The following is a 19,564-nucleotide window of genomic DNA, read 5'->3' as shown; positions in this document are numbered from 1 at the left end:
AAAACAAATGTAGTAAATGTTATTTAGTTACGATTTGAACAGTTTCTCGTGTTAATTGTTTCAATAACACAGTTTTATCTTTTTCAAGTTCTTTAATAGCTTCCTCATTATAATGCCTAATAGTGTAAAGACTAACATCATCGTGACATGTTACATTAAATTTTGCCTTTAGATGCTGTAACAACTTATCACGATTATTGTAAATATTATCTATGCAAACTGAAAAACTTATCGCTGAGTTCTGAATGACATCTACCTTCATCTTATAAAGGTGTAGCAAACTGAAAATCTCACTAATATTTTCTTCAACGATATAAGAAAAGTCTAAAGATGATAATGAAATTAAAATCTGATTCTTCTTAACTATAAAACAAGGTACTTCTGGTTCTATAGCTTTTCCTTTACTTACACAAGTGCCTTCTGCTTTTGGGTTTAAAAACGATTTTACATACATCGGAATTTCCTTTTGTTGTAGAGGTTGTAAGGTCTTTGGATGAATTACTGATGCACCATAGAATGCCAACTCAATCGCTTCTCTATAAGAAATTTGGTTGAGTAACTGAGCATTTTCAAAATAACGTGGATCTGCATTTAAAACTCCAGGAACATCTTTCCAGATAGTGACACTGTTAGCATTAAGGCAATAGGCAAAAATTGCTGCAGTATAATCACTTCCTTCTCTTCCTAAGGTTGTTGTAAAATTATTAGAGTCGCTACCCAAAAACCCTTGTGTAATATTAAGTACTGATTTATTAAATTTTGAAGAAATATATTGTTGCGTTTCGTCCCAATTTACATTGGCGCGTCTGTAATAATTATCTGTTTTAATATATTCTCTTACATCTAGCCATTTATTTTTTAATCCTATCTCATTTAGGTAGTAGCTGATTATTGTGGTAGATATTAACTCACCAAAACCAATAGTTTGGTCATATACATAATTGTAATCTGGCGATTTATTGCTTTTAAAAAACAGATTCAATTCATCAAAAAGAGCTTTTACAGCTGTGAATACCTCATGACGTTCATTATCAAATAAATCTAACAGAATTTCATTATGATATTTTATAACATCGTGGATAGAGCTTTGTAATTCCCCTTTGTTTTCAAAGTAATTTTTGATGACAACTTCCATGGCGTTGGTTGTTTTTCCCATAGCAGAAACAACCACTAACGTATTTTCATAACCAGTTTCCTTTAAAACTGAAGCAAGGTTTTTCACTCCTTCAGCATCTTTTACCGAAGCTCCACCAAATTTATAAACGCGCATCACAATTTTTTAAATAGTTCTCTATTCCTTTTTCATCCAATTGAACAACATCCCAATCTCGCATTACATTTGCTCCTTTATTTTCATAGAATTTTATTGCTGGCTCATTCCAATCTAGCACCTCCCAACTAATTCGCTTTACTCCTAAAGATTTGCCGTATTCTACAACTTTATCTAAAAGTTGGGTTCCCATATTTTTTCCTCTTTGAGATTGACTCACAATTAAATCCTCTAAGTGTAATACTTCACCCTTCCATGTGGAATATCTTTTGTAGACCAAGGCCATACCTTCTATCCTTTTATCAATTTCTATAACAAAACAGGTAAACTTCGGATTGTCTCCAAATCCATCTGACTCTAACATTTCTTGAGTTACCTCTACCGCATCTGGTTCTTTCTCAAATACAGCCAATTCGTTAATGAGTTCTAATACTCTTGGCATGTCGGTTTTTTTGGCGAGTCTTGGTTGGTTCATTTTTCTAAAATAGAGAAATCAAATATAGTTTAAAATTCATTCTTTAATTTCATGCTTATTTCTAAAAAAACACACTTTATCAAAATCTTAACGAGTTTAATCTACGAAAACGTTATAGTTTGTTAAAAAATGCGATATTTGTCGCAATTAATCAATATAACGCTTCATGTCTCAACGCAATCAAACTCTTGGTGAGTTTATTATTGAAAACCAAGCCTCCTTTAAATACACATCTGGTGAACTTTCTCGACTTATTAATTCTATTAGATTAGCTGCTAAAGTGGTAAATCACGAAGTTAACAAAGCTGGTTTAGTAGATATTATTGGTGCTGCTGGCGACACCAATATACAAGGTGAAGATCAACAGAAATTAGATGTTTACGCTAATGAGAAGTTTATACAAACCATGACCAATAGAAATATTGTTTGTGGTATTGCTAGTGAAGAAGAAGATGATTTTATAACCATTAACAGTCAAGACGAAAACCACCAGAATAAGTATGTGGTTTTAATTGATCCTTTGGACGGTTCGTCTAATATAGATGTTAATGTATCTGTTGGTACTATTTTTTCGGTTTACAGAAGAGTTACACCAGTCGGCACACCTGTTCAAATGGAAGATTTTCTGCAAAAAGGCAATCAGCAAGTAGCTGCAGGATATATTATTTATGGTACTTCTACAATGTTGGTATACACTACAGGTGATGGTGTTAATGGTTTTACCTTAAACCCAGCAATAGGTTCTTATTACTTATCGCATCCAAATATGCAATTCCCAGAAGATGGAAGAATCTATTCTGTTAATGAAGGAAACTACATTCATTTTCCGAAGGGTATAAAAGATTATATAAAATATTGCCAAATGGAAGAAGGCGACAGACCTTACACGAGTCGTTATATAGGATCTTTGGTGTCTGATTTTCATAGAAATATGATAAAAGGTGGTATATATATGTATCCTAAAAGCTCTAAAGCCAGTAATGGGAAGTTAAGATTGCTATACGAATGTAATCCTATGGCCTTTTTAGCAGAACAAGCTAACGGAAAAGCGAGTGACGGTTTCAATAGAATTTTAGATATACAACCTACAGAATTACACCAACGTGTACCATTTATATGTGGTAGTAAAAATATGGTTGAAAAGGCTGAAGAATTTATGCAAAAAGCAGAATAAAAAAAGCGAACATTACTGTTCGCTTCTATTTTTTTCTTGAATCTAAATTATTGATTCATTTTCTTCATCTTTTCTGTAAACTCGTCTAAGTCTACTTCGTAATGTACAAGTGTTAAAGCTTTGTCTGCTATGTACTTTACATTGTCTTGATTAAATCCTAATCCAATACAAAGTTTCTCGAGTAAGTTAACTTGGTTTGGCCCTTCTATATGATCTGCCCAAACCATACGCGCTAAATCGTACAAACGCTCTAAACGCATATCGTAAGACGTTGGTGGATTAATTGGATGACTCTTATAATCTTTTAAAATCTCTGCATATTCACTCTCTGTGATATCTAATCGTGTTGCTAAACGATCTAAAAAGGCTTTCTCTGCTTCATTAATAATTCCATCGCTCATTGCCACTCTAACAATTGCAGCAAAATGATCTTCATTTCGCTTTTTAAATCCGCTTTCGAACAAATCTGAAATTGACATAATCTGTGTATTTATTGACTGCAAATATAGTTTAAACCTTAAGGTTTTAAAATGAAAATTTAAAGATTTTTCAATTGTTATTCAATGAGAATTATCATTATAGATTTTTCATAAAATTTCATCTCTCTTATTTGTTTTAGATTTAAAATAATAAGTTTGTCATTCATAGATTCTCTTTCCAGTATGAACATTAAATATCTAGAAGAAACGTATTATTACGATTATAATAGTCCACAAATACAAGACTTAATAAAAGATTTAGGTCAGCTAACCTCAGATCAAGAAAAGATAAAAAATCTATATCTCAGAGTTAGAGATAGTTGGCGCTATAGTCCCTTTGAAATTGGTCTTAACCAAGCGCATTATAAAGCGAGTAACATTGCTAAAAAAGAACAAGCACATTGTATAGATAAAGCCATATTGCTAATTGCAGGACTGCGTGCATTAGACATTCCTGCAAGGTTGAGACTAGCCAAAGTTTCTAATCATATTGCAACAGAACGCTTAGAAGCCAAATTGGGTACCAACGAACTTGCGCCTCATGGTTTGGTAGATGTATTTCTCAATGGTCAATGGAAAAAATGCTCACCTGCTTTTAACAAGGAACTTTGCGTAATGTATAATGTTGATGTTTTAGATTTTGATGGCACTGAAGATTCTGTAATGCAAGAATATAACAAGGATAGTGCTAAATTTATGACATACTTAGAGGATTATGGCCACTTTGAAGATGTACCTCTAGACTACATTAAATCTATTTTTAAAGACAATTATCCTGAGCTTTACAATACCTATATGAACGCAACAGACATTAAATTTTAAATATTTTTTAGTTAAAACATATGTATATTTGCAACTCACTAAAAAATAAAGCATCTAGTGAGCAAAACCCTTATCTCGCAAACCTTTTCACAGACTTTGCAACTGCAAAATCTGCAGAATTCTATTGCCCAAACTCAAAATAAGACACACCTAAAAGGTCTTGTAGGCTCTTCTTTTTCTATTGTTGTTTCTGAAGTTTTTAAGTCCGCCGAAAAGCCATTTTTACTCATTTTTGATGACAAAGAAGAAGCTGCCTATTACCTCAACGATTTAGAACAACTCATCAATGATAAAGATGTTTTATTCTATCCTGGCAGTTATAGAAGACCATACCAAATAGAGGAAACCAACAATGCCAATGTGCTTTTAAGAGCAGAAGTGCTTAATCGCATCAATTCTCGCAAAAAGCCGTGTATTATTGTTACCTATCCAGATGCGCTTTTTGAAAAGGTGGTTACCAAAAAAGAACTAGAAAAAAATACTTTAAAAATTGCTGTAGGCAACGAACTGAGTATCGATTTTGTAAACGAAGTTCTTTTTGAATACAAGTTTAAACGCGTAGATTTTGTTACAGAACCAGGTGAATTTTCTGTAAGAGGTGGTATTATAGACGTCTTTTCTTTTTCGCACGATGAGCCTTACCGAATTGAGTTTTTTGGTGATGAGGTAGATAGTATTAGAACTTTTGATGTAGAAACACAACTCTCTACTGAGCGCATTAAAAAAGTAAGCATCATTCCAAATGTTGCTAATAAGCAGATTGCAGAGCAACGTGAAAGCTTTTTAAAATATATTTCTAGCAAGACGGTTCTATTTGCTAAAAACCCTTCATTTATTTTCTCAAGGATTGATGAGTTTTTTGGAAAGGCAGAAGAGGCCTTCAAAAACTTATCTACTGAGATAAAACATGCCTCTCCTGAAGAATTGTTTTGTAATTCAGAATTACTAAAACGACAGTTTTTAGACTATAATTTGGTTGAGTTCGGTACTTCAACTGTTTTAAGCAACGAGAATATCGTTTTCAACACCAAACCACAACCGTCTTTTAATAAGCAATTCAACTTATTAATTGAAGACTTAAATGAAAACCATGCTAATGGTATTACCAGTTACATCGCATGTGTAAGTGAGCAGCAAGCCAAACGTTTTCATGATATTTTTGATGATGCCGAACAAGAGGAAATTCATTATAAAACAGTCGTATTATCACTTTATCAAGGTTTTATAGATAGCGACAATAAAATTGCAGTTTATACAGACCATCAGATTTTTGATCGTTATCATAAGTTCCACCTAAAAAACGGTTACGCCAAAAAGCAAGCCATTACGCTTAAGGAGCTCACCAATTTAGAAGTTGGAGATTATGTTACGCACATTGACCATGGTATTGGAAGATTTGGAGGACTTCAAAAAATAGATGTAGAAGGCAAAAAACAAGAAGCCATAAAATTGGTGTATGGCGAACGCGATGTGCTGTATTTAAGTATACATTCTTTACATAAAATCACTAAGTTTAATGGTAAAGATGGCAAACCACCCAAGGTTTACAAACTAGGGAGTAAAGCTTGGAAAACACTTAAACAAAAAACCAAATCTCGTGTTAAGGAGATTGCTTTTAACCTTATTAAACTTTACGCCAAACGTAAATTAAAGAAAGGGTTTCAGTATGCTCCAGATAGTCATATGCAATTGGAGTTAGAAGCCTCATTTATTTATGAAGATACTCCAGACCAAGTTTCGTCTACTGCAGATATAAAAGCAGACATGGAAAGCGAACGTCCAATGGATCGTTTGGTTTGTGGCGATGTAGGTTTTGGTAAAACTGAAGTTGCTATAAGAGCAGCTTTTAAAGCAGTAGATAATGGTAAACAAGTTGCAGTTTTAGTACCAACAACCATATTAGCTTATCAACATTACCGAACGTTTAAAGAACGTTTAAAGGATTTTCCAGTTACGGTAGATTATGTTAACCGTTTTAGAACTGCTAAAGAAAAACGAGAAACTTTAGAAAGCCTAGAAAAGGGTGGTGTAGACATTATAATTGGTACGCACCAACTCGCCAATAAAACTGTAAAGTTTAAAGATTTAGGACTGCTCATCGTGGACGAAGAGCAAAAGTTTGGTGTCGCTGTAAAAGAAAAACTAAAGACCATAAAAGAAAATGTTGATGTACTCACACTAACAGCAACACCTATTCCACGTACGCTACAGTTTAGTTTAATGGCTGCTAGAGATTTATCGGTAATTACAACTCCACCTCCAAACCGTTATCCTATAGAAAGTCACGTTATTCGTTTTAATGAAGAAACGATTAGAGATGCTGTAAGTTATGAGATTCAACGTGGTGGACAAGTGTTTTTTATTCATAATCGTATAGAGAACATTAAGGAAGTAGCTGGTATGATTCAACGTTTGGTGCCTGATGCAAAAATTGCCATTGGTCATGGCCAGTTAGATGGTAAAAAGCTAGAACAATTAATGCTGGCCTTTATGAATGGCGAATTTGATGTTTTAGTAAGTACAACCATTGTAGAAAGTGGTTTAGATGTCCCTAATGCCAATACTATTTTTATCAATAACGCAAATAATTTTGGACTAAGTGATTTGCACCAAATGCGTGGTCGTGTAGGTCGTAGCAACAAAAAAGCATTCTGCTATTTTATAACACCAGAGTATTCTGCCATGACTACAGATGCACGTAAACGTATACAAGCACTAGAACAATTTACAGAGCTAGGTAGTGGTTTTAATATTGCCATGAAGGATTTGGAAATTCGTGGTGCTGGTGATTTACTTGGTGGTGAGCAAAGTGGTTTTATAAATGATATTGGATTTGACACTTATCAAAAAATCTTAAATGAAGCCATTGAAGAGCTTAAAGAGTCTGAATTTGCTGATTTATACAAAGATGATGGCAAGCCTAAACAATACGTTAAGGATATTACCATAGACACTGATTTTGAGTTGCTTTTCCCAGATGATTACGTTAATAGCATAACAGAACGCTTAAATCTGTACACCAAACTCAACGAGATAAAAACAGAAGAAGAGTTACAGAAATTTGAATCTGAAATCATTGACCGTTTTGGTGAATTGCCAACGCAAGTTCAAGATTTGTTTGATAGTGTTCGTTTAAAATGGATTGCTACTAAAATGGGACTTGAAAAAGTCATTATGAAAAAAGGTAAATTAATCGGTTATTTTATTCAAGATCAGCAAAGTAAATTTTATCAGAGTAACGACTTTAGTAGAGTTTTACAATTTGTACAAATGAATGCTTCAAAATGTAAAATGAAAGAAAAGCAAACCCGAAATGGTTTAAGATTATTAATTACTTTTGAAAAGATAAATAATGTTTCTGCTGCATTAAATGCGTTGCAACCCATTATGGCTTAATTATTGGAGTTGTTTTGTGCAACAAAATTTTAAATCTAATTATGAAAAAACTAGCTACGATTCTATTAATTCTTCCTCTTTTAGCTTTTGGACAAAGCGTTAAAGGTACATTTTCACCATCCGAAGATTTTACACATGCATTCTTATATGAGGCTACTCCAGAAGGAGCCAATTATGTAAGTCATGGTGAATTAAATAACGAAGGGCAATTTGAAATTAAAATAGATTCTAGTGCTGCACCTGGTATTTACAAAATCGTTTATGCAATTCCGCCAGAAGAAAATAATTTTGATTTTATCTATGATGGTAAAGAAACTGTGGCTTTTAATTTCAGCCAAGAACATGGTGTAGAATTTACAGAGTCAGAAGAAAATAAACTTTGGGCATCTTACCTAAAAAGTATGGATATGGTTAACCAAACCATTGCCAATTATTACGAAAAGGACGGCAAGGACAAAGAAGGTTTTAAGTCGGTTTTTAATGTTTTAAAAGAAACACAAACCAATTATGAAACCTCTTCTCAAGGTAAATTAGTTTCGGCTTTTATTATGGCTAACAGGCCTTATATTCCTGCTGAATATGAAGATTTTAACACCTATTCTAAAAATGTAAAAAATAACTATTTCAGTCAAATAGACTTCAGCAACTATATTTTACAAAGTTCTACATTTTTGATAGATCGTGTTGTGTCTTATGTATTTAACATGGTAGAAAACCCAACAAACGACACTTACAAAACTTTAATAGATGATGTTGCTAGTGCCATAGATAATAAAGATTTGAATATAAAAACGTATCTATTAGAACTATTATGGCAACGCTTTGTATCGCAAGAAAATCATAACGTCGCTAATTATATTACCGATAAGCATTTATTAGATTTAGCAAATCAAACAGGTAATAAAGTATTAGCCGAAACTATAAGTTCTTACAAGAACACCTCTATTGGTACTAAAGCTCCAAATTTTGAAATCGTTTCTTCTGAAACTACCACGAGCCTTCACGATCTTAAAGGATCTGAATACTACTTACTTGTATTTTGGAGTAGCGGTTGTGGTCATTGTCTTAATGAGCTTCCAAAAGTTAAAGCTTTGGTTGCTAATAAAAGTAATATTAAAGTGGTTGCTTTTGGTTTAGAAGAAGAACCATCTAAATGGACGCAAGAAATAAAAAAGTATCCAGATTTTATTCATAATATAGGACTAGGTAAATGGGACAACCCAATTGTAAAAACCTATGGAGTTGCAGCTACACCAATGTATTTCTTATTAAGCAATGATAAGATTATTATGTCTAAACCTTATTCTTTTGAGGATTTAGAGGTGGTTATAAAGGGTTTGTAAGTTTAATTAAAATTATTTCTTCTTTAAATCCTTCATAAGTTGCCTGTAGTATTTGCTCTTTTTGTATAGTTTGTTTTTCAATTCTGTATTTATAATATCTTGAAACTTTTGAATCGTTTCATCAGTTCTTTCTCTTTCATAAAAATAATAACGAGCTATTTCTTTAAATTCTTCTACATTTTCTAGCATATATTCAGTTATGTAACCAAACACATCCCAAATATTTTGATATTCTTCTTTATTATTGCTTATCTCTTTACAGACATTAGCATAAGCATTATTAATAAATTGCTTCTTAGAAGATTTATAAGCTTCATTAATCATGACTCTTTTATATGTTTTGCATTTACTGAAGAGGGAATCTTTCAAACCATAAGCTAATATAAATTGTGCAAAATGTTTTCGTATTTTTTTGTACTCTGACGTAGTATCCAAATCCTTAATTAATCCTTCTATCTTTTCTTCGTTCTTTCTAAATACTTTATTCTGACAACGATTAATTCTTCTTACATTAACTTTTGTTGTGTTTTCTATGCATTCACATACCTCATCTGCTAAAAAATTGAATTCTTCTTTAATTTGAGCATTATATATTTGTGTAAAAATTAAAAAAGCATAGATTAAATTTACTTTCATTGAAACATTATTAGGTTGAAAATAGTGTAGTTATAAAAATACTAAAAGCTATAATAAGTTTAAAGATATAGTCTACTTTAGATTTTTATTACAACTAATTTATATTTAAAAAGAAAACGCTCAGCCAACGAGTATCGACTGAGCGTTTTGAAACTAAATAACCAACCAAAATTTAGCTTCTTGTATTTTCTCTAAGGTTATCTACCTTAGGTGTTTTTTGTTTACGCTTTTTAGGCCTTTCTTCTTTCTTTGTAATGTTACCTTGCGCATCAGAACTTCTATAGTATGCTATATATCCTCTACCTTCAAACTCATATACCGTTCCAGAATTTGGATGATATAGTTCTATAGTTCCATCATTAATAACGCTCAATTCAAAGAATTCATTGTCGAAGAAATCATAATCTAACGTTAAAGTTTTTAGGTACATATTACCTGTAACATTCCCTACACCATAAACACCAGTATAATCCCAATATATGTTGTCTGGATTGTTAATATTTACATCCTGAGAACTTCTAAATGTAGAGTCGTTTCCACCAGATAAAAACTGTAGATAGTTTTCGTTATCAAACTCGTTTATAGCTCCAAAATTGCTTGTATAAACTTTCTCCCAAGCTTCATACTCCTGTAAGAAATAATGAATATTATCATAGAACACAAAATCATAATCAAAAGTAGATCTCTGATAACCATCTAAAAAGTAAGATGTATCATTAAACGGGTTATAAAGCTCAATGGTATTATGATCTATTTGGTAAACATCAAAACTATCAAAGCCATCAATCACATGGTCTACATCTAATATCATATTATAGGCATCATAATTTCCTATTTGTACACCAAAACCGTTGCCTTGGCTACCAATGCCAACTAAATTATTATTAGCAAAAAGGCGACCATTATCAAAAGTTAAGGTAAAAGCTATTTGTAAAAAAGGTGTTTCACCATAGCCTTGTGTTGCATTAACATCTACATACCACAGTTCATAGGAGTGCAATAACTGATCTAAAGAAATTGCAGGTCCATTATCATTAATATGTAACTCTTCCGTGTAACAAGACGTAAGAAGCGTAGCACTAAGTGCAAATCCGAAAAGTAATTTCAATGTCTTCATAATTCAACGGTTTTTAGGGTTACTATGGTTATAATTTCAAAACCTGTGCCAAATTCAAAATGATGCCTCAGATTGAAGCCTTATAACAGTTATATTTTATGTATTTTTGAAATACAAAATCGACATATATTCTATGAGTGAATCTAAAAAATATGCTGTATTTGGTGCAGGAAGTTGGGCAACAGCCATTGTAAAAATGCTTTGCGAAAACTTAGATGAAGTAGGTTGGTACATGCGTAGCGTTTACACCAAAGAACACATATTAAAGGAGCAGCACAATCCTAGTTATTTAAGCTCTGTTGAATTTCATACAGAGCAGTTAAATCTAAGCAATGATATAAATGAAATTGCTGAATGGGCAGATGTGCTCATTTTCGCAATTCCGTCTGCTTTTATGCATTCCGAATTAGAAAAACTCACTTCAGATATCAGTAATAAAACTGTTGTTTCTGCTGTAAAAGGTATAATCCCTGAATCTGGATTGTTGGTTGGCGAGCATTTTCATGATATTTATAATATTCCATTTGAAAAAATTGCAGTAATCGCAGGTCCATGCCATGCAGAAGAAGTAGCTTTAGAGCGCTTATCTTATCTTACTATTTCTTGCGCTGATGCCACAAGAGCACAGGAAATAGCCAATACATTATCTAGCGATTATATAAAAACCAAAATAAGTGATGATATCATCGGTGTAGAATATGCTGTAATGCTGAAGAATATTTATGCAATTGCTGCCGGAATTGCACACGGACTTGGTTATGGTGACAACTTCCAAAGTGTTTTAATGAGTAACTCTATTCGTGAAATGAAACGTTTTATAAAGAAAATGCACAAGATGAAACGTAACATCAATAACTCTGCTTATTTGGGTGATTTGTTGGTTACAGGTTATTCTGTGTTCTCTAGAAATAGAATGTTTGGTAATATGATTGGCAAAGGCTACACCGTAAAATCAGCACAAATGGAAATGAATATGGTTGCTGAAGGGTATTACGCTACCAAAAGTGCTTTTGAACTTAATAAAAAGAATAAAAAGAAGACACGCTTACCTATAATTAATGCGGTTTACGAAGTGCTTTACGAAAACAAAAATCCTAAAAAGGTTTTTCAGAAACTGACTGAGAAGTTGGATTGATAGTCGCGCTGTCATCCTGAACTTGATTCAGGATCTAATTTTCTCAGTTATTGAATAAACCTCATGGATAAAACTTTAAAATATGTCATGATATATTATAAATGAATTATCTTTTTATAGATAGATTCATTTATAAGTTACACTTACTACAAGGCTCATTTAAAATGAAAACTCAACACTATAATAATTTAAATGGAAATGGCAGTGTTGTTATTTATTATGACGGTACAATTGAATGGTTGGAGATTTTGGGAAACAAAATATGCTTAAATATAGAAGGACCTCATCAAAATTTCCCAAACTCTTATTTCATAAAAACAGGTCAAAGTTCAAATTTTATAAATAAAATACTGAAACAAATTGAATTTGATTTTTTGACTGAATCAGATTTAATCAATCAAAAAAATCCCATTATATCTAATTTTTTGAAATACTTTCAAAAAGGAAATTATTATATTGAATATGGGAACTACGAACTTGGTGAGTTTCATCTCCCATATAAATCCAAAGATTATGAACTTGTTGAACGAGATTTTTCAGATTGTCGATTACCTCTTATGTGTACTTTATTTAAATCTGATTTAAATTTTGACATTATTGAAAATTATAAAGTTGAAATAAAAAAGGGGTTGAAACCTTTGTTACTTTCATTTAGAAAGGACTTTGGAAATGAAACAGGGTGTAGTTTTTTACTGGATGGACATCATAAACTAATGGCATACAATGCTCTTTTAACTAAACCTAATGTTTTGGAAATAGTACTTAATTCTAAAGAAAGTTACGATAGCACAGACCAAGATTTAGCCAAGTATACAAAAATCATAGATTGATTTTTTAAATTTAAAATCACTGTAATTTTACTTTACCAAAACACCTTTCAACTGCATTAAAGGAATAGCTTGTAAAGCCTTTGCGTTAATGGTGTTTTTTCTGAACAAATAGGTTTTATCAAACATTTGGTTGCCTTCAAAAAAGGTGACTTTAAACGAGTTATTCAATTCTAAAACCTTCTCTTGCATAAACTCAATTTTGGCATAACTACGCGCAGGAAGTTTTGCAAGTGTATGACGCATTGGTGGTGTCATTTTGGTTTCAGATTTTCCTTGAGAAACAATAAGTACGGTCTCTAAATCTTTATCGCTATTATTTATAATGTAGGCATTCCAGTCCAACGTTTTGTACTCTAAATGTTCTTCTTGCACAACAGCAACATGTACATCTTTTACTTCTGGAATATTAATGTCTTTTTTCATGATATCTATGTCATTTCGAGCTTGCCGAGAAATCTCAAATCTTATCATTAAGAAAATCCCAATTAGGATTTTGAGAATTAATTAAATCTTCTTTTTTTGACCTGCTCCAACGCTTAAGTTGTTTTTCTCTTTTTATTGCAACTTCAATATCTAAAAAATGTTCGTAATAGATAAGATGTTTGCATTTATATTTATGAGAAAAAGATTTGGAATGCGCTTCAGGGTTATTGTGATAATGAAGTCTATCAACTAAATTATTTGTAACACCAATATATAGGACTGTTTTGCTTTTATTGGTTATTATATAGACATAATAATTATGAGCAGCAATAACTTTTGACATGGTCGATAAATTAAATTAGATTTCTCGACAAGCTCGAAATGACAAAAAAATTATAAAGCAGACTTAAACTGCTCCAAGAAACGTACATCATTCTCACTTAATAATCTGATGTCGCTAATTTGATTAAGTAACATCGCAATTCTGTCAATTCCCATACCAAATGCAAAACCAGAGTATGCTTTGGAGTCAATTCCACAATTTTCTAAAACATTAGGATCTACCATACCACAACCCATAATTTCTAACCAACCTGTTCCTTTGGTAATTTTATAATCGGTTTCGGTCTCAAGTCCCCAATACACGTCAACCTCAGCACTTGGCTCAGTAAACGGAAAATACGATGGACGTAAGCGAATTTTTGATTTCCCAAACATCTCAGTTGTAAAGTATTGCAATGTTTGTTTTAAATCGGCAAAACTCACATCCTTGTCTATATACAAGCCTTCCACTTGATGAAAGAAACAATGCGAACGTGCCGAAATAGCTTCATTACGATATACGCGACCAGGTGAAATAGTTCTGATAGGTGGTTTATTGTTTTCCATATAACGTACCTGCACAGAACTTGTGTGCGTACGTAATAAAATATCTGGATTGGTTTGAATGAAAAACGTATCCTGCATATCTCGTGCTGGATGATATTCTGGTAAGTTTAAAGCTGTAAAATTGTGCCAATCATCTTCAATTTCTGGACCTTCGCTAACATTGAAACCAATACGCGAAAAAATATCAATAATTTGATTCTTAACGATAGATATTGGATGACGAGCACCCAAAGCAATTGGCTCACCTGGACGAGATAAATCTCCATAAATGCCTTTATCCTCTTCTTGACTTTCTAGAGATTCCTTTAAAGCATTTACTTTGTCCTCAGCAGTTTTCTTAAGCTGATTAATAGTCTGACCAAACTCTTTCTTTTGCTCGTTTGCTACATTTTTAAATTCAGCAAAATACTGTTTTAGTAATCCTTTAGACCCTAAATATTTAATTCTAAATGCTTCTACTTCTTCTTTTGACTGTGCTGAAAACGCTTCCGCTTCTGCTATCAACTCTTTTAACTTATCTATCATCTCTATGCTGAATTTCTTGTACTGATTTTGTTTTCAGTATGTTTTAAAGCAAGTGGCAAATTTATGGAATAAAACAAAAAACTCCTTACTAAACATAAGGAGTTTTTATAAGACTATTTGGAATTTACTTATATTTTAATAAAAACATCTCTATAAGTAACACCACCATCAACTTCGTCAAAGTACATCTTGTTACCTTCAAAAGATACTTCCTGTACAAAAGTATCCCCATCGATAGTAGAAGAATAAATTCCTTCCCCAAGATTATCCCAAGTACCATTTAAAACTTCATCCACCTCGCAACCACTACCAAAATCATCGTGCAATGTTGTTGTAAATGTACCATTAGAAGATACATTTATGGTGTCTTGATTCTCGCAGTCATCTAGAGGAAATTCAACACCATCTTCATAAGAGGTAAAATATCTCCAATTTCCAACGAATGGATCTTGAGAACCACCATCATCATCGCTGCTACAAGATGTGAATGTTAAAGCAAAAATGCTAAAAAGAATTAGTAATTTTTTCATGATAATTGATTTAAGATTAGGAATGCAAAATAACGCTTTTTTGGTATTTTCCTACAATTATCAATCGATATACTCCATTTCAACAAAATAGTTGACAATAGCCTCTTTCATCAACACACTTTGTTCACCAGCTTTTAAAAATGGTAACTGTTCTTTTACCTTGTAATGTGGCCAACCATCGTCATCTACGTAATCAAATTCGTAAAACCCATATGGTTCCAAAAGTTTACATATGGCGATATGCATTAAATCTAATTTATGGTCTTTTTTGTACTCACGATGTATTTGCCCAAGCTCTTGTACACCAATTAGGTAAATTATAGAATCTAGGTCTAGTCTATCACCATCAGCAAATTGCTTAGATAGTTTTTCTACTACTAATTCCCATCGTTCCTTTAACTGTTCGTCTCTTGCCATAAATCGCTTTACAAATTGTGGCTTCAAAGTTAATAAACTAAAAGCTCTCAATAATCGTTATTATTTTAAAATGGTAAAAATCATGTACTTTTGCCAAAATCGCTTTATTTATGAGTTTTATTGACATTGTTTTAGCTGCCCTATTACTATTTGGATTCATAAGAGGTCTTTTTAAAGGACTCTTTGTTGAAATAGCTTCGCTAGTTGCTCTTGTTTTAGGAGTTTATGGTGCTATTCACTTTAGCTATTTTGCTGCAGATTTACTTGAATCTAAAGTAGACTGGAACGAAAAAACCATAAATATTGTTGCATTTGCAATAACGTTTGTAATTATAGTACTGGCTATAAGTCTGGCTGGGAAAGCCTTAACAAAACTAGCTGATTTTGCCGCTTTAGGTCTTTTAAACAAACTACTTGGAGGCGTGTTTGGTGCTCTTAAAATAGGTCTCATCCTTAGTGTCTTACTCATTGTTTTTAATAAACTAAACAACACACTACCTTTTATGGAAAAGGAAGATTTAGAAGAAAGTGTCTTGTATAAACCTGTAAAATCTCTTGCTCCGATGATTTTCCCTAATCTTATTAAAAGTGAAGAAGAGCAAAATACGACACCTGAAGAAGAGGCATAAAAAAAAGCCATTCTAATGAATGACTTTTTTACTTATTTAAATTTTTACCTTTTAAAGCATTTCTACTTTACCAGTATGTAGGCTGTAAACACCACCAACAATAGCAATCTCGCCATTCTCTTCCATTTCCTTTAGAATTGGACTCTTCTCACGAATTCTATCCATAGTTAGTCTTACATTATTTTCTACGGTCTTAGCTACAAATTCTTTATTAGATGAATTTGCTTCACCTTCAATCTCATCAGCAGATTTTCTAACTGCTGGCATAATGTTTTCTAACATTGCTGTTATGTTGCCTAGCTCAACACCATCACATGCGGCTTTTACTGCACCGCAACTTTCATGACCTAGTACTAATATTAATTTACTTCCTGCAACGTTACAAGAATATTCTAAGCTTCCTAGTATATCTGTGTTTTCAAAATTACCCGCTACTCTAGCCACAAAAACATCACCAATTGCTTGATCTAAAACAGTTTCTACTGGCACACGAGAATCTATACATGATAATACAACAGCTTTTGGAAATTGCCCTCCTGTTGTTTGCTGAACTAGTGCTGCATTATCTGCACCTTCTAATTTTCCGTTAACAAAGCGGTTATTTCCATCTAATAAATCTTGTAGAACACCATTAGGTGTTAGTGCACTCTGTATATCTTTTGTTATTGCTAAATTTTTCATTATCTCTTAATTATTAATATTCTTAGTTATTGTATTTTTTCTAGTTTAAAAAACTCTATAAAGCTATCTGGATTCTCAACATTTCCGCGTTGCGAAAACAATTTAATATTAATGTTTCGTTCTTTAGCTTTAAAAGCAAAATCTTCAAGAATTTCTATAATATCATTATCTAAGAATCTTGTTTTACTAACATCTAACTCTAAAGTAGAGTTTTCTGGTATACGATCTAATTCTTTTAAAATTGCCGCTTTATTAAAAAAGGTCACCTCTTCAGCTAAAGTCATTTTAATCTTACCATCATCGATATCTTCACCTTCTTTGTGTAAAAAGTGTGAGTTCTTATAGCTGTGCCATAATGTTACCATAATACCAATTGCCAAACCAATTCCTATTCCCCAAAGTAAATCTTTAAATACAATGATTAATACTGTTGCTATAAAGGGTACAAATTGTTTCCATCCAGAATTCCACATGGCTTTAAAAGTTGCTGGTTTAGCAAGTTTAAAACCTACAATAAATAAAATTGCCGCTAATACCGATAATGGTATCATATTTAAAACATTAGGTATAATTATTACAGATATTAATAAAAAGAACCCATGAATAATGGCACTTGCTTTTGTTTTGTTTCCTGATTGGATATTTGCCGAGCTACGGACTATAACTTGTGTAATTGGAATTCCACCTATTAAACCTGAAAGGATGTTGCCAGAACCTTGTGCTAATAACTCGCGATTAGTTGGAGTCACTCTCTTTTGAGGGTCTAGTTTATCTGTAGCTTCAACACATAAAAGGGTTTCTAAACTCGCAACCAAAGCAATAGTAAATGCAGTCACCCATACTTCAGTAGAGCCTATAACACTAAAATCTGGTAACGTAAATTGACCTAGAAAACTATCAATACCATCTGGTACAGGAACCTGAACTAAATGACTTTGCGCAATATTTAGTGAAGAATCCTTACCAATTATATAGAAGATAACACCGACAACAACAGCTACCAAAGGCCCTTGTATAAGTTTAAAAATGTTATGCTTTTTAGTTAATACTTGAGACCAAAGGATTAATATTCCCATCGCTAAAAGTGCAATAACTGTTGAACCCAAACCAAGGTTTTGAGGTATACTAATAATATCCGAAAACACATTACTATTACCGCCAAACAATACAAAGTTTCCTTCAGGATCTTTATCAATTCCAAAGAAATGAGGAATTTGCTTTAAGATGATAATAATACCTATTCCTGTTAACATACCTTTAATTACAGAAGATGGAAAATAGTATCCGATAATTCCTAGTTTTAAGATTCCAAAGAGAATTTGTATTACACCGCCTAAAACTACTGCTACTAAAAAGGCTTCATAACCTAAAGATGCAATTGCTGCCAACACAATCGCTGCCAAGCCTGCTGCAGGACCACTAACACCAACCTCCGAACCAGATATTAATCCTACAACAATACCACCAATAATACCGGCTATTAAGCCCGCAAAAGGTGGTGCATCACTTGCTACAGCAATACCTAAACACAAGGGTAATGCTACAAAGAATACAACAATACTTGCTGGCAAATCATTTTTTAAATATTTGAACATAATAAATACTATTTATGCTTAGAGGAACCTCTAAGTCTTTTATAAATTAAATTTTGAAACCTTTTTTAAACATTTTGATTGATGGAAACTATACAAAACGTTTCTCGGGAGGAGGTGAAATTAAATTTAAGTGTGGTTTGTGGTACTTATTGCTTGTATAGCCTATGTACTCAACTTTAGAAGTGTCTGTTGAAAAATCTTCAGTTAACTCAACTGTATAATCAAAAAGAAGTTTTATATCCTCTTGCTCTTCTTCTTCATTCATTCCGAAAAATGCAGAGATATCTGCAGAATCATCGCAGGATACAATAATGGTTGGTGCACTAATTATCAATGTGAATAATATCACAAAGCACAGTGCAATAGTTCTTTTTAAAATCATAGGTTGTGCTATAAGCAAATATAACACTCACAATATATGATTTTGTTAACAATATCTAAAAGGTCTTTAATATTTTTATGTCTTTTGAAGGAATCCAACCTGTAGATTTATCTGAAAGTTCAATTTTATACCAATCATCGTAGGTCTCTAAAACTTGTACTTTAGTACCTTCGTGAAGTCTAAAAACCTCCTCAGAAGTTTTATTGGCTTCTGACTTTACTCTAGATTCCTTAGCAAAAACAATCGCAGGATTATCTTTATGGTCTAAACTTTCCTTCTGAAATGCCATAGCAACTGAAAAACAAGCAAAAAACAAACTGATTAGACTTACAACAAAGGCTATTCGCTTTTTTGAAGTTGCATAAGAAAAGTGATAAAGTAAAAACAAGATTACAAAAATAAGAACACCTGTAATTGCCATTTTGGCCCAAACATCTGTACTGAAGGTATTAACAACATTATTAATAATTCTAGCAAAACCAACCTGTGGGACAGTTTCTATAGCATCAACAGTCATATTTTGTGCATAACCTGCCAGATTGTTTTTAATATCCTCATCATCTGGATTTAGCAGTAACGCCTTTTCGTAATAATAAATGCTTGGCGCTACATTATTAAGCTTATAGTTAGCGTTTCCTAAGTTAAAATATAGTTCAGCAGAATGTTGTTCAGACACTAAAATAGCCTCATACTTATCAATAGCCTCGGCATATTTGCCATCATTATACAAAGCATTTGCTTCTTCAAATAGCTGATTGTTTTGAGAAAAACCAAAACAAGTAACACAAACCACTAATAGAAATAAAATCTTCCTCAT

Annotated in this window: 21 protein-coding genes; 7 read left to right on the top strand and 14 right to left on the bottom strand. The window is 32.5% G+C overall.

Annotated features, from left to right (window positions below; all coding sequences use genetic code 11):
• Window positions 1–19 precede the first annotated feature (19 nt).
• Window positions 20–1,270, bottom strand: a complete 1,251-nt coding sequence (locus ACXAFS_RS02855; protein WP_475305170.1) for an aspartate kinase — start codon at window positions 1,268–1,270, stop codon at window positions 20–22.
• Window positions 1,257–1,745, bottom strand: a complete 489-nt coding sequence (locus tag ACXAFS_RS02850) for an N-acetyltransferase family protein (protein WP_475305168.1) — start codon at window positions 1,743–1,745, stop codon at window positions 1,257–1,259. Before ACXAFS_RS02850 ends, ACXAFS_RS02855 begins: the two co-directional genes overlap by 14 nt.
• Window positions 1,746–1,911: 166 nt before the next feature.
• Between ACXAFS_RS02850 and fbp the strand changes: the two genes are divergently transcribed.
• A complete protein-coding gene (gene fbp, locus ACXAFS_RS02845) occupies window positions 1,912–2,919 on the top strand; it encodes a class 1 fructose-bisphosphatase (protein WP_475305167.1) in 1,008 nt (335 codons plus the stop codon).
• Between the two features lie 47 nt (window positions 2,920–2,966).
• On the opposite strand, the gene ACXAFS_RS02840 is transcribed toward fbp, so the two are convergent.
• Window positions 2,967–3,398, bottom strand: coding sequence for a tellurite resistance TerB family protein (locus ACXAFS_RS02840; RefSeq protein ID WP_475305165.1), 432 nt, complete (start codon window positions 3,396–3,398; stop codon window positions 2,967–2,969).
• Between the two features lie 183 nt (window positions 3,399–3,581).
• Between ACXAFS_RS02840 and ACXAFS_RS02835 the strand changes: the two genes are divergently transcribed.
• The 3 genes from ACXAFS_RS02835 to ACXAFS_RS02825 are packed head-to-tail and all read left to right on the top strand — an operon-like array spanning window position 3,582 to window position 8,959.
• Entirely contained in the window at window positions 3,582–4,220 is a 639-nt protein-coding gene (locus tag ACXAFS_RS02835; RefSeq protein WP_475305163.1) for a transglutaminase-like domain-containing protein, read from the top strand.
• A 57-nt stretch (window positions 4,221–4,277) separates the two neighbouring features.
• Window positions 4,278–7,616: a transcription-repair coupling factor gene (gene mfd / locus ACXAFS_RS02830; RefSeq protein WP_475305161.1), complete on the top strand. Its 3,339-nt coding sequence runs from the start codon at window positions 4,278–4,280 to the stop codon at window positions 7,614–7,616.
• Window positions 7,617–7,657: 41 nt separating this feature from the next.
• Window positions 7,658–8,959, top strand: coding sequence for a TlpA family protein disulfide reductase (locus ACXAFS_RS02825; protein ID WP_475305160.1), 1,302 nt, complete (start codon window positions 7,658–7,660; stop codon window positions 8,957–8,959).
• Window positions 8,960–8,971: 12 nt separating this feature from the next.
• On the opposite strand, the gene ACXAFS_RS02820 is transcribed toward ACXAFS_RS02825, so the two are convergent.
• Both ACXAFS_RS02820 and ACXAFS_RS02815 read right to left on the bottom strand, forming a co-directional pair.
• On the bottom strand, window positions 8,972–9,595 hold the full coding sequence (locus ACXAFS_RS02820; protein WP_475305158.1) for a hypothetical protein: 624 nt from the start codon (window positions 9,593–9,595) through the stop codon (window positions 8,972–8,974).
• A 172-nt stretch (window positions 9,596–9,767) separates the two neighbouring features.
• Entirely contained in the window at window positions 9,768–10,712 is a 945-nt protein-coding gene (locus ACXAFS_RS02815; RefSeq protein WP_475305156.1) for a nicotinic acid mononucleotide adenyltransferase, read from the bottom strand.
• Between the two features lie 133 nt (window positions 10,713–10,845).
• Between ACXAFS_RS02815 and ACXAFS_RS02810 the strand changes: the two genes are divergently transcribed.
• A complete protein-coding gene (locus ACXAFS_RS02810) occupies window positions 10,846–11,847 on the top strand; it encodes an NAD(P)H-dependent glycerol-3-phosphate dehydrogenase (RefSeq protein ID WP_475305155.1) in 1,002 nt (333 codons plus the stop codon).
• A 164-nt stretch (window positions 11,848–12,011) separates the two neighbouring features.
• Window positions 12,012–12,677 carry a hypothetical protein gene (locus ACXAFS_RS02805; protein ID WP_475305153.1) on the top strand — a complete coding sequence of 222 codons (666 nt, stop codon included), beginning with the start codon at window positions 12,012–12,014 and terminating at the stop codon, window positions 12,675–12,677.
• 27 nt (window positions 12,678–12,704) lie between these two features.
• On the opposite strand, the gene ACXAFS_RS02800 is transcribed toward ACXAFS_RS02805, so the two are convergent.
• The 5 genes from ACXAFS_RS02800 to ACXAFS_RS02780 form a co-directional block, all read right to left on the bottom strand.
• Window positions 12,705–13,100 (bottom strand): hypothetical protein, encoded by a 396-nt coding sequence (locus ACXAFS_RS02800; protein ID WP_475305152.1) that lies wholly within the window; start codon window positions 13,098–13,100, stop codon window positions 12,705–12,707.
• Between the two features lie 34 nt (window positions 13,101–13,134).
• Complete coding sequence (locus ACXAFS_RS02795; RefSeq protein WP_475305151.1) at window positions 13,135–13,443, bottom strand: GIY-YIG nuclease family protein; 309 nt, start codon at window positions 13,441–13,443, stop codon at window positions 13,135–13,137.
• Between the two features lie 50 nt (window positions 13,444–13,493).
• Window positions 13,494–14,513 carry a phenylalanine--tRNA ligase subunit alpha gene (pheS, locus tag ACXAFS_RS02790; RefSeq protein WP_076618776.1) on the bottom strand — a complete coding sequence of 340 codons (1,020 nt, stop codon included), beginning with the start codon at window positions 14,511–14,513 and terminating at the stop codon, window positions 13,494–13,496.
• 128 nt (window positions 14,514–14,641) lie between these two features.
• Window positions 14,642–15,043, bottom strand: coding sequence for a lipocalin-like domain-containing protein (locus ACXAFS_RS02785; RefSeq protein WP_475305149.1), 402 nt, complete (start codon window positions 15,041–15,043; stop codon window positions 14,642–14,644).
• Window positions 15,044–15,103: 60 nt separating this feature from the next.
• Complete coding sequence (locus ACXAFS_RS02780; RefSeq protein WP_475305148.1) at window positions 15,104–15,460, bottom strand: hypothetical protein; 357 nt, start codon at window positions 15,458–15,460, stop codon at window positions 15,104–15,106.
• Window positions 15,461–15,570: 110 nt separating this feature from the next.
• Between ACXAFS_RS02780 and ACXAFS_RS02775 the strand changes: the two genes are divergently transcribed.
• The gene (locus ACXAFS_RS02775; RefSeq protein WP_475305146.1) at window positions 15,571–16,089 is read left to right on the top strand and encodes a CvpA family protein; all 519 of its coding nucleotides are present in this window, start codon (window positions 15,571–15,573) and stop codon (window positions 16,087–16,089) included.
• Between the two features lie 51 nt (window positions 16,090–16,140).
• On the opposite strand, the gene ACXAFS_RS02770 is transcribed toward ACXAFS_RS02775, so the two are convergent.
• The 4 genes from ACXAFS_RS02770 to ACXAFS_RS02755 form a co-directional block, all read right to left on the bottom strand.
• Complete coding sequence (locus ACXAFS_RS02770) at window positions 16,141–16,770, bottom strand: carbonic anhydrase family protein (RefSeq protein ID WP_475305145.1); 630 nt, start codon at window positions 16,768–16,770, stop codon at window positions 16,141–16,143.
• Between the two features lie 26 nt (window positions 16,771–16,796).
• Complete coding sequence (locus ACXAFS_RS02765) at window positions 16,797–18,365, bottom strand: SulP family inorganic anion transporter (protein ID WP_475305144.1); 1,569 nt, start codon at window positions 18,363–18,365, stop codon at window positions 16,797–16,799.
• Between the two features lie 88 nt (window positions 18,366–18,453).
• A complete protein-coding gene (locus ACXAFS_RS02760) occupies window positions 18,454–18,747 on the bottom strand; it encodes a hypothetical protein (protein WP_475305142.1) in 294 nt (97 codons plus the stop codon).
• 55 nt (window positions 18,748–18,802) lie between these two features.
• Complete coding sequence (locus ACXAFS_RS02755; RefSeq protein WP_475305141.1) at window positions 18,803–19,564, bottom strand: tetratricopeptide repeat protein; 762 nt, start codon at window positions 19,562–19,564, stop codon at window positions 18,803–18,805.

The sequence above is a fragment of the Winogradskyella sp. ABM4_392 genome (assembly GCF_056160445.1).
This window is presented reverse-complemented; position numbering and strand designations above follow the sequence as displayed.

Excerpts from the sequence above, each read along its gene's own strand:
- ACXAFS_RS02785 (WP_475305149.1), bottom strand. The coding sequence starts at position 15,043 with ATGAAAAAATTACTAATTCTTTTTAGCATTTTTGCTTTAACATTCACA.
- ACXAFS_RS02815 (WP_475305156.1), bottom strand. The coding sequence starts at position 10,712 with ATGAAGACATTGAAATTACTTTTCGGATTTGCACTTAGTGCTACGCTT.
- ACXAFS_RS02835 (WP_475305163.1), top strand. The coding sequence starts at position 3,582 with ATGAACATTAAATATCTAGAAGAAACGTATTATTACGATTATAATAGT.
- ACXAFS_RS02760 (WP_475305142.1), bottom strand. The coding sequence starts at position 18,747 with ATGATTTTAAAAAGAACTATTGCACTGTGCTTTGTGATATTATTCACA.
- ACXAFS_RS02805 (WP_475305153.1), top strand. The coding sequence starts at position 12,012 with ATGAAAACTCAACACTATAATAATTTAAATGGAAATGGCAGTGTTGTT.
- ACXAFS_RS02825 (WP_475305160.1), top strand. The coding sequence starts at position 7,658 with ATGAAAAAACTAGCTACGATTCTATTAATTCTTCCTCTTTTAGCTTTT.
- ACXAFS_RS02775 (WP_475305146.1), top strand. The coding sequence starts at position 15,571 with ATGAGTTTTATTGACATTGTTTTAGCTGCCCTATTACTATTTGGATTC.
- ACXAFS_RS02800 (WP_475305152.1), bottom strand. The coding sequence starts at position 13,100 with ATGAAAAAAGACATTAATATTCCAGAAGTAAAAGATGTACATGTTGCT.
- ACXAFS_RS02765 (WP_475305144.1), bottom strand. The coding sequence starts at position 18,365 with ATGTTCAAATATTTAAAAAATGATTTGCCAGCAAGTATTGTTGTATTC.
- fbp (WP_475305167.1), top strand. The coding sequence starts at position 1,912 with ATGTCTCAACGCAATCAAACTCTTGGTGAGTTTATTATTGAAAACCAA.
- pheS (WP_076618776.1), bottom strand. The coding sequence starts at position 14,513 with ATGATAGATAAGTTAAAAGAGTTGATAGCAGAAGCGGAAGCGTTTTCA.
- ACXAFS_RS02850 (WP_475305168.1), bottom strand. The coding sequence starts at position 1,745 with ATGAACCAACCAAGACTCGCCAAAAAAACCGACATGCCAAGAGTATTA.
- ACXAFS_RS02810 (WP_475305155.1), top strand. The coding sequence starts at position 10,846 with ATGAGTGAATCTAAAAAATATGCTGTATTTGGTGCAGGAAGTTGGGCA.
- ACXAFS_RS02820 (WP_475305158.1), bottom strand. The coding sequence starts at position 9,595 with ATGAAAGTAAATTTAATCTATGCTTTTTTAATTTTTACACAAATATAT.
- ACXAFS_RS02795 (WP_475305151.1), bottom strand. The coding sequence starts at position 13,443 with ATGTCAAAAGTTATTGCTGCTCATAATTATTATGTCTATATAATAACC.
- ACXAFS_RS02755 (WP_475305141.1), bottom strand. The coding sequence starts at position 19,564 with ATGAGGAAGATTTTATTTCTATTAGTGGTTTGTGTTACTTGTTTTGGT.
- ACXAFS_RS02840 (WP_475305165.1), bottom strand. The coding sequence starts at position 3,398 with ATGTCAATTTCAGATTTGTTCGAAAGCGGATTTAAAAAGCGAAATGAA.
- ACXAFS_RS02770 (WP_475305145.1), bottom strand. The coding sequence starts at position 16,770 with ATGAAAAATTTAGCAATAACAAAAGATATACAGAGTGCACTAACACCT.
- ACXAFS_RS02855 (WP_475305170.1), bottom strand. The coding sequence starts at position 1,270 with ATGCGCGTTTATAAATTTGGTGGAGCTTCGGTAAAAGATGCTGAAGGA.
- ACXAFS_RS02780 (WP_475305148.1), bottom strand. The coding sequence starts at position 15,460 with ATGGCAAGAGACGAACAGTTAAAGGAACGATGGGAATTAGTAGTAGAA.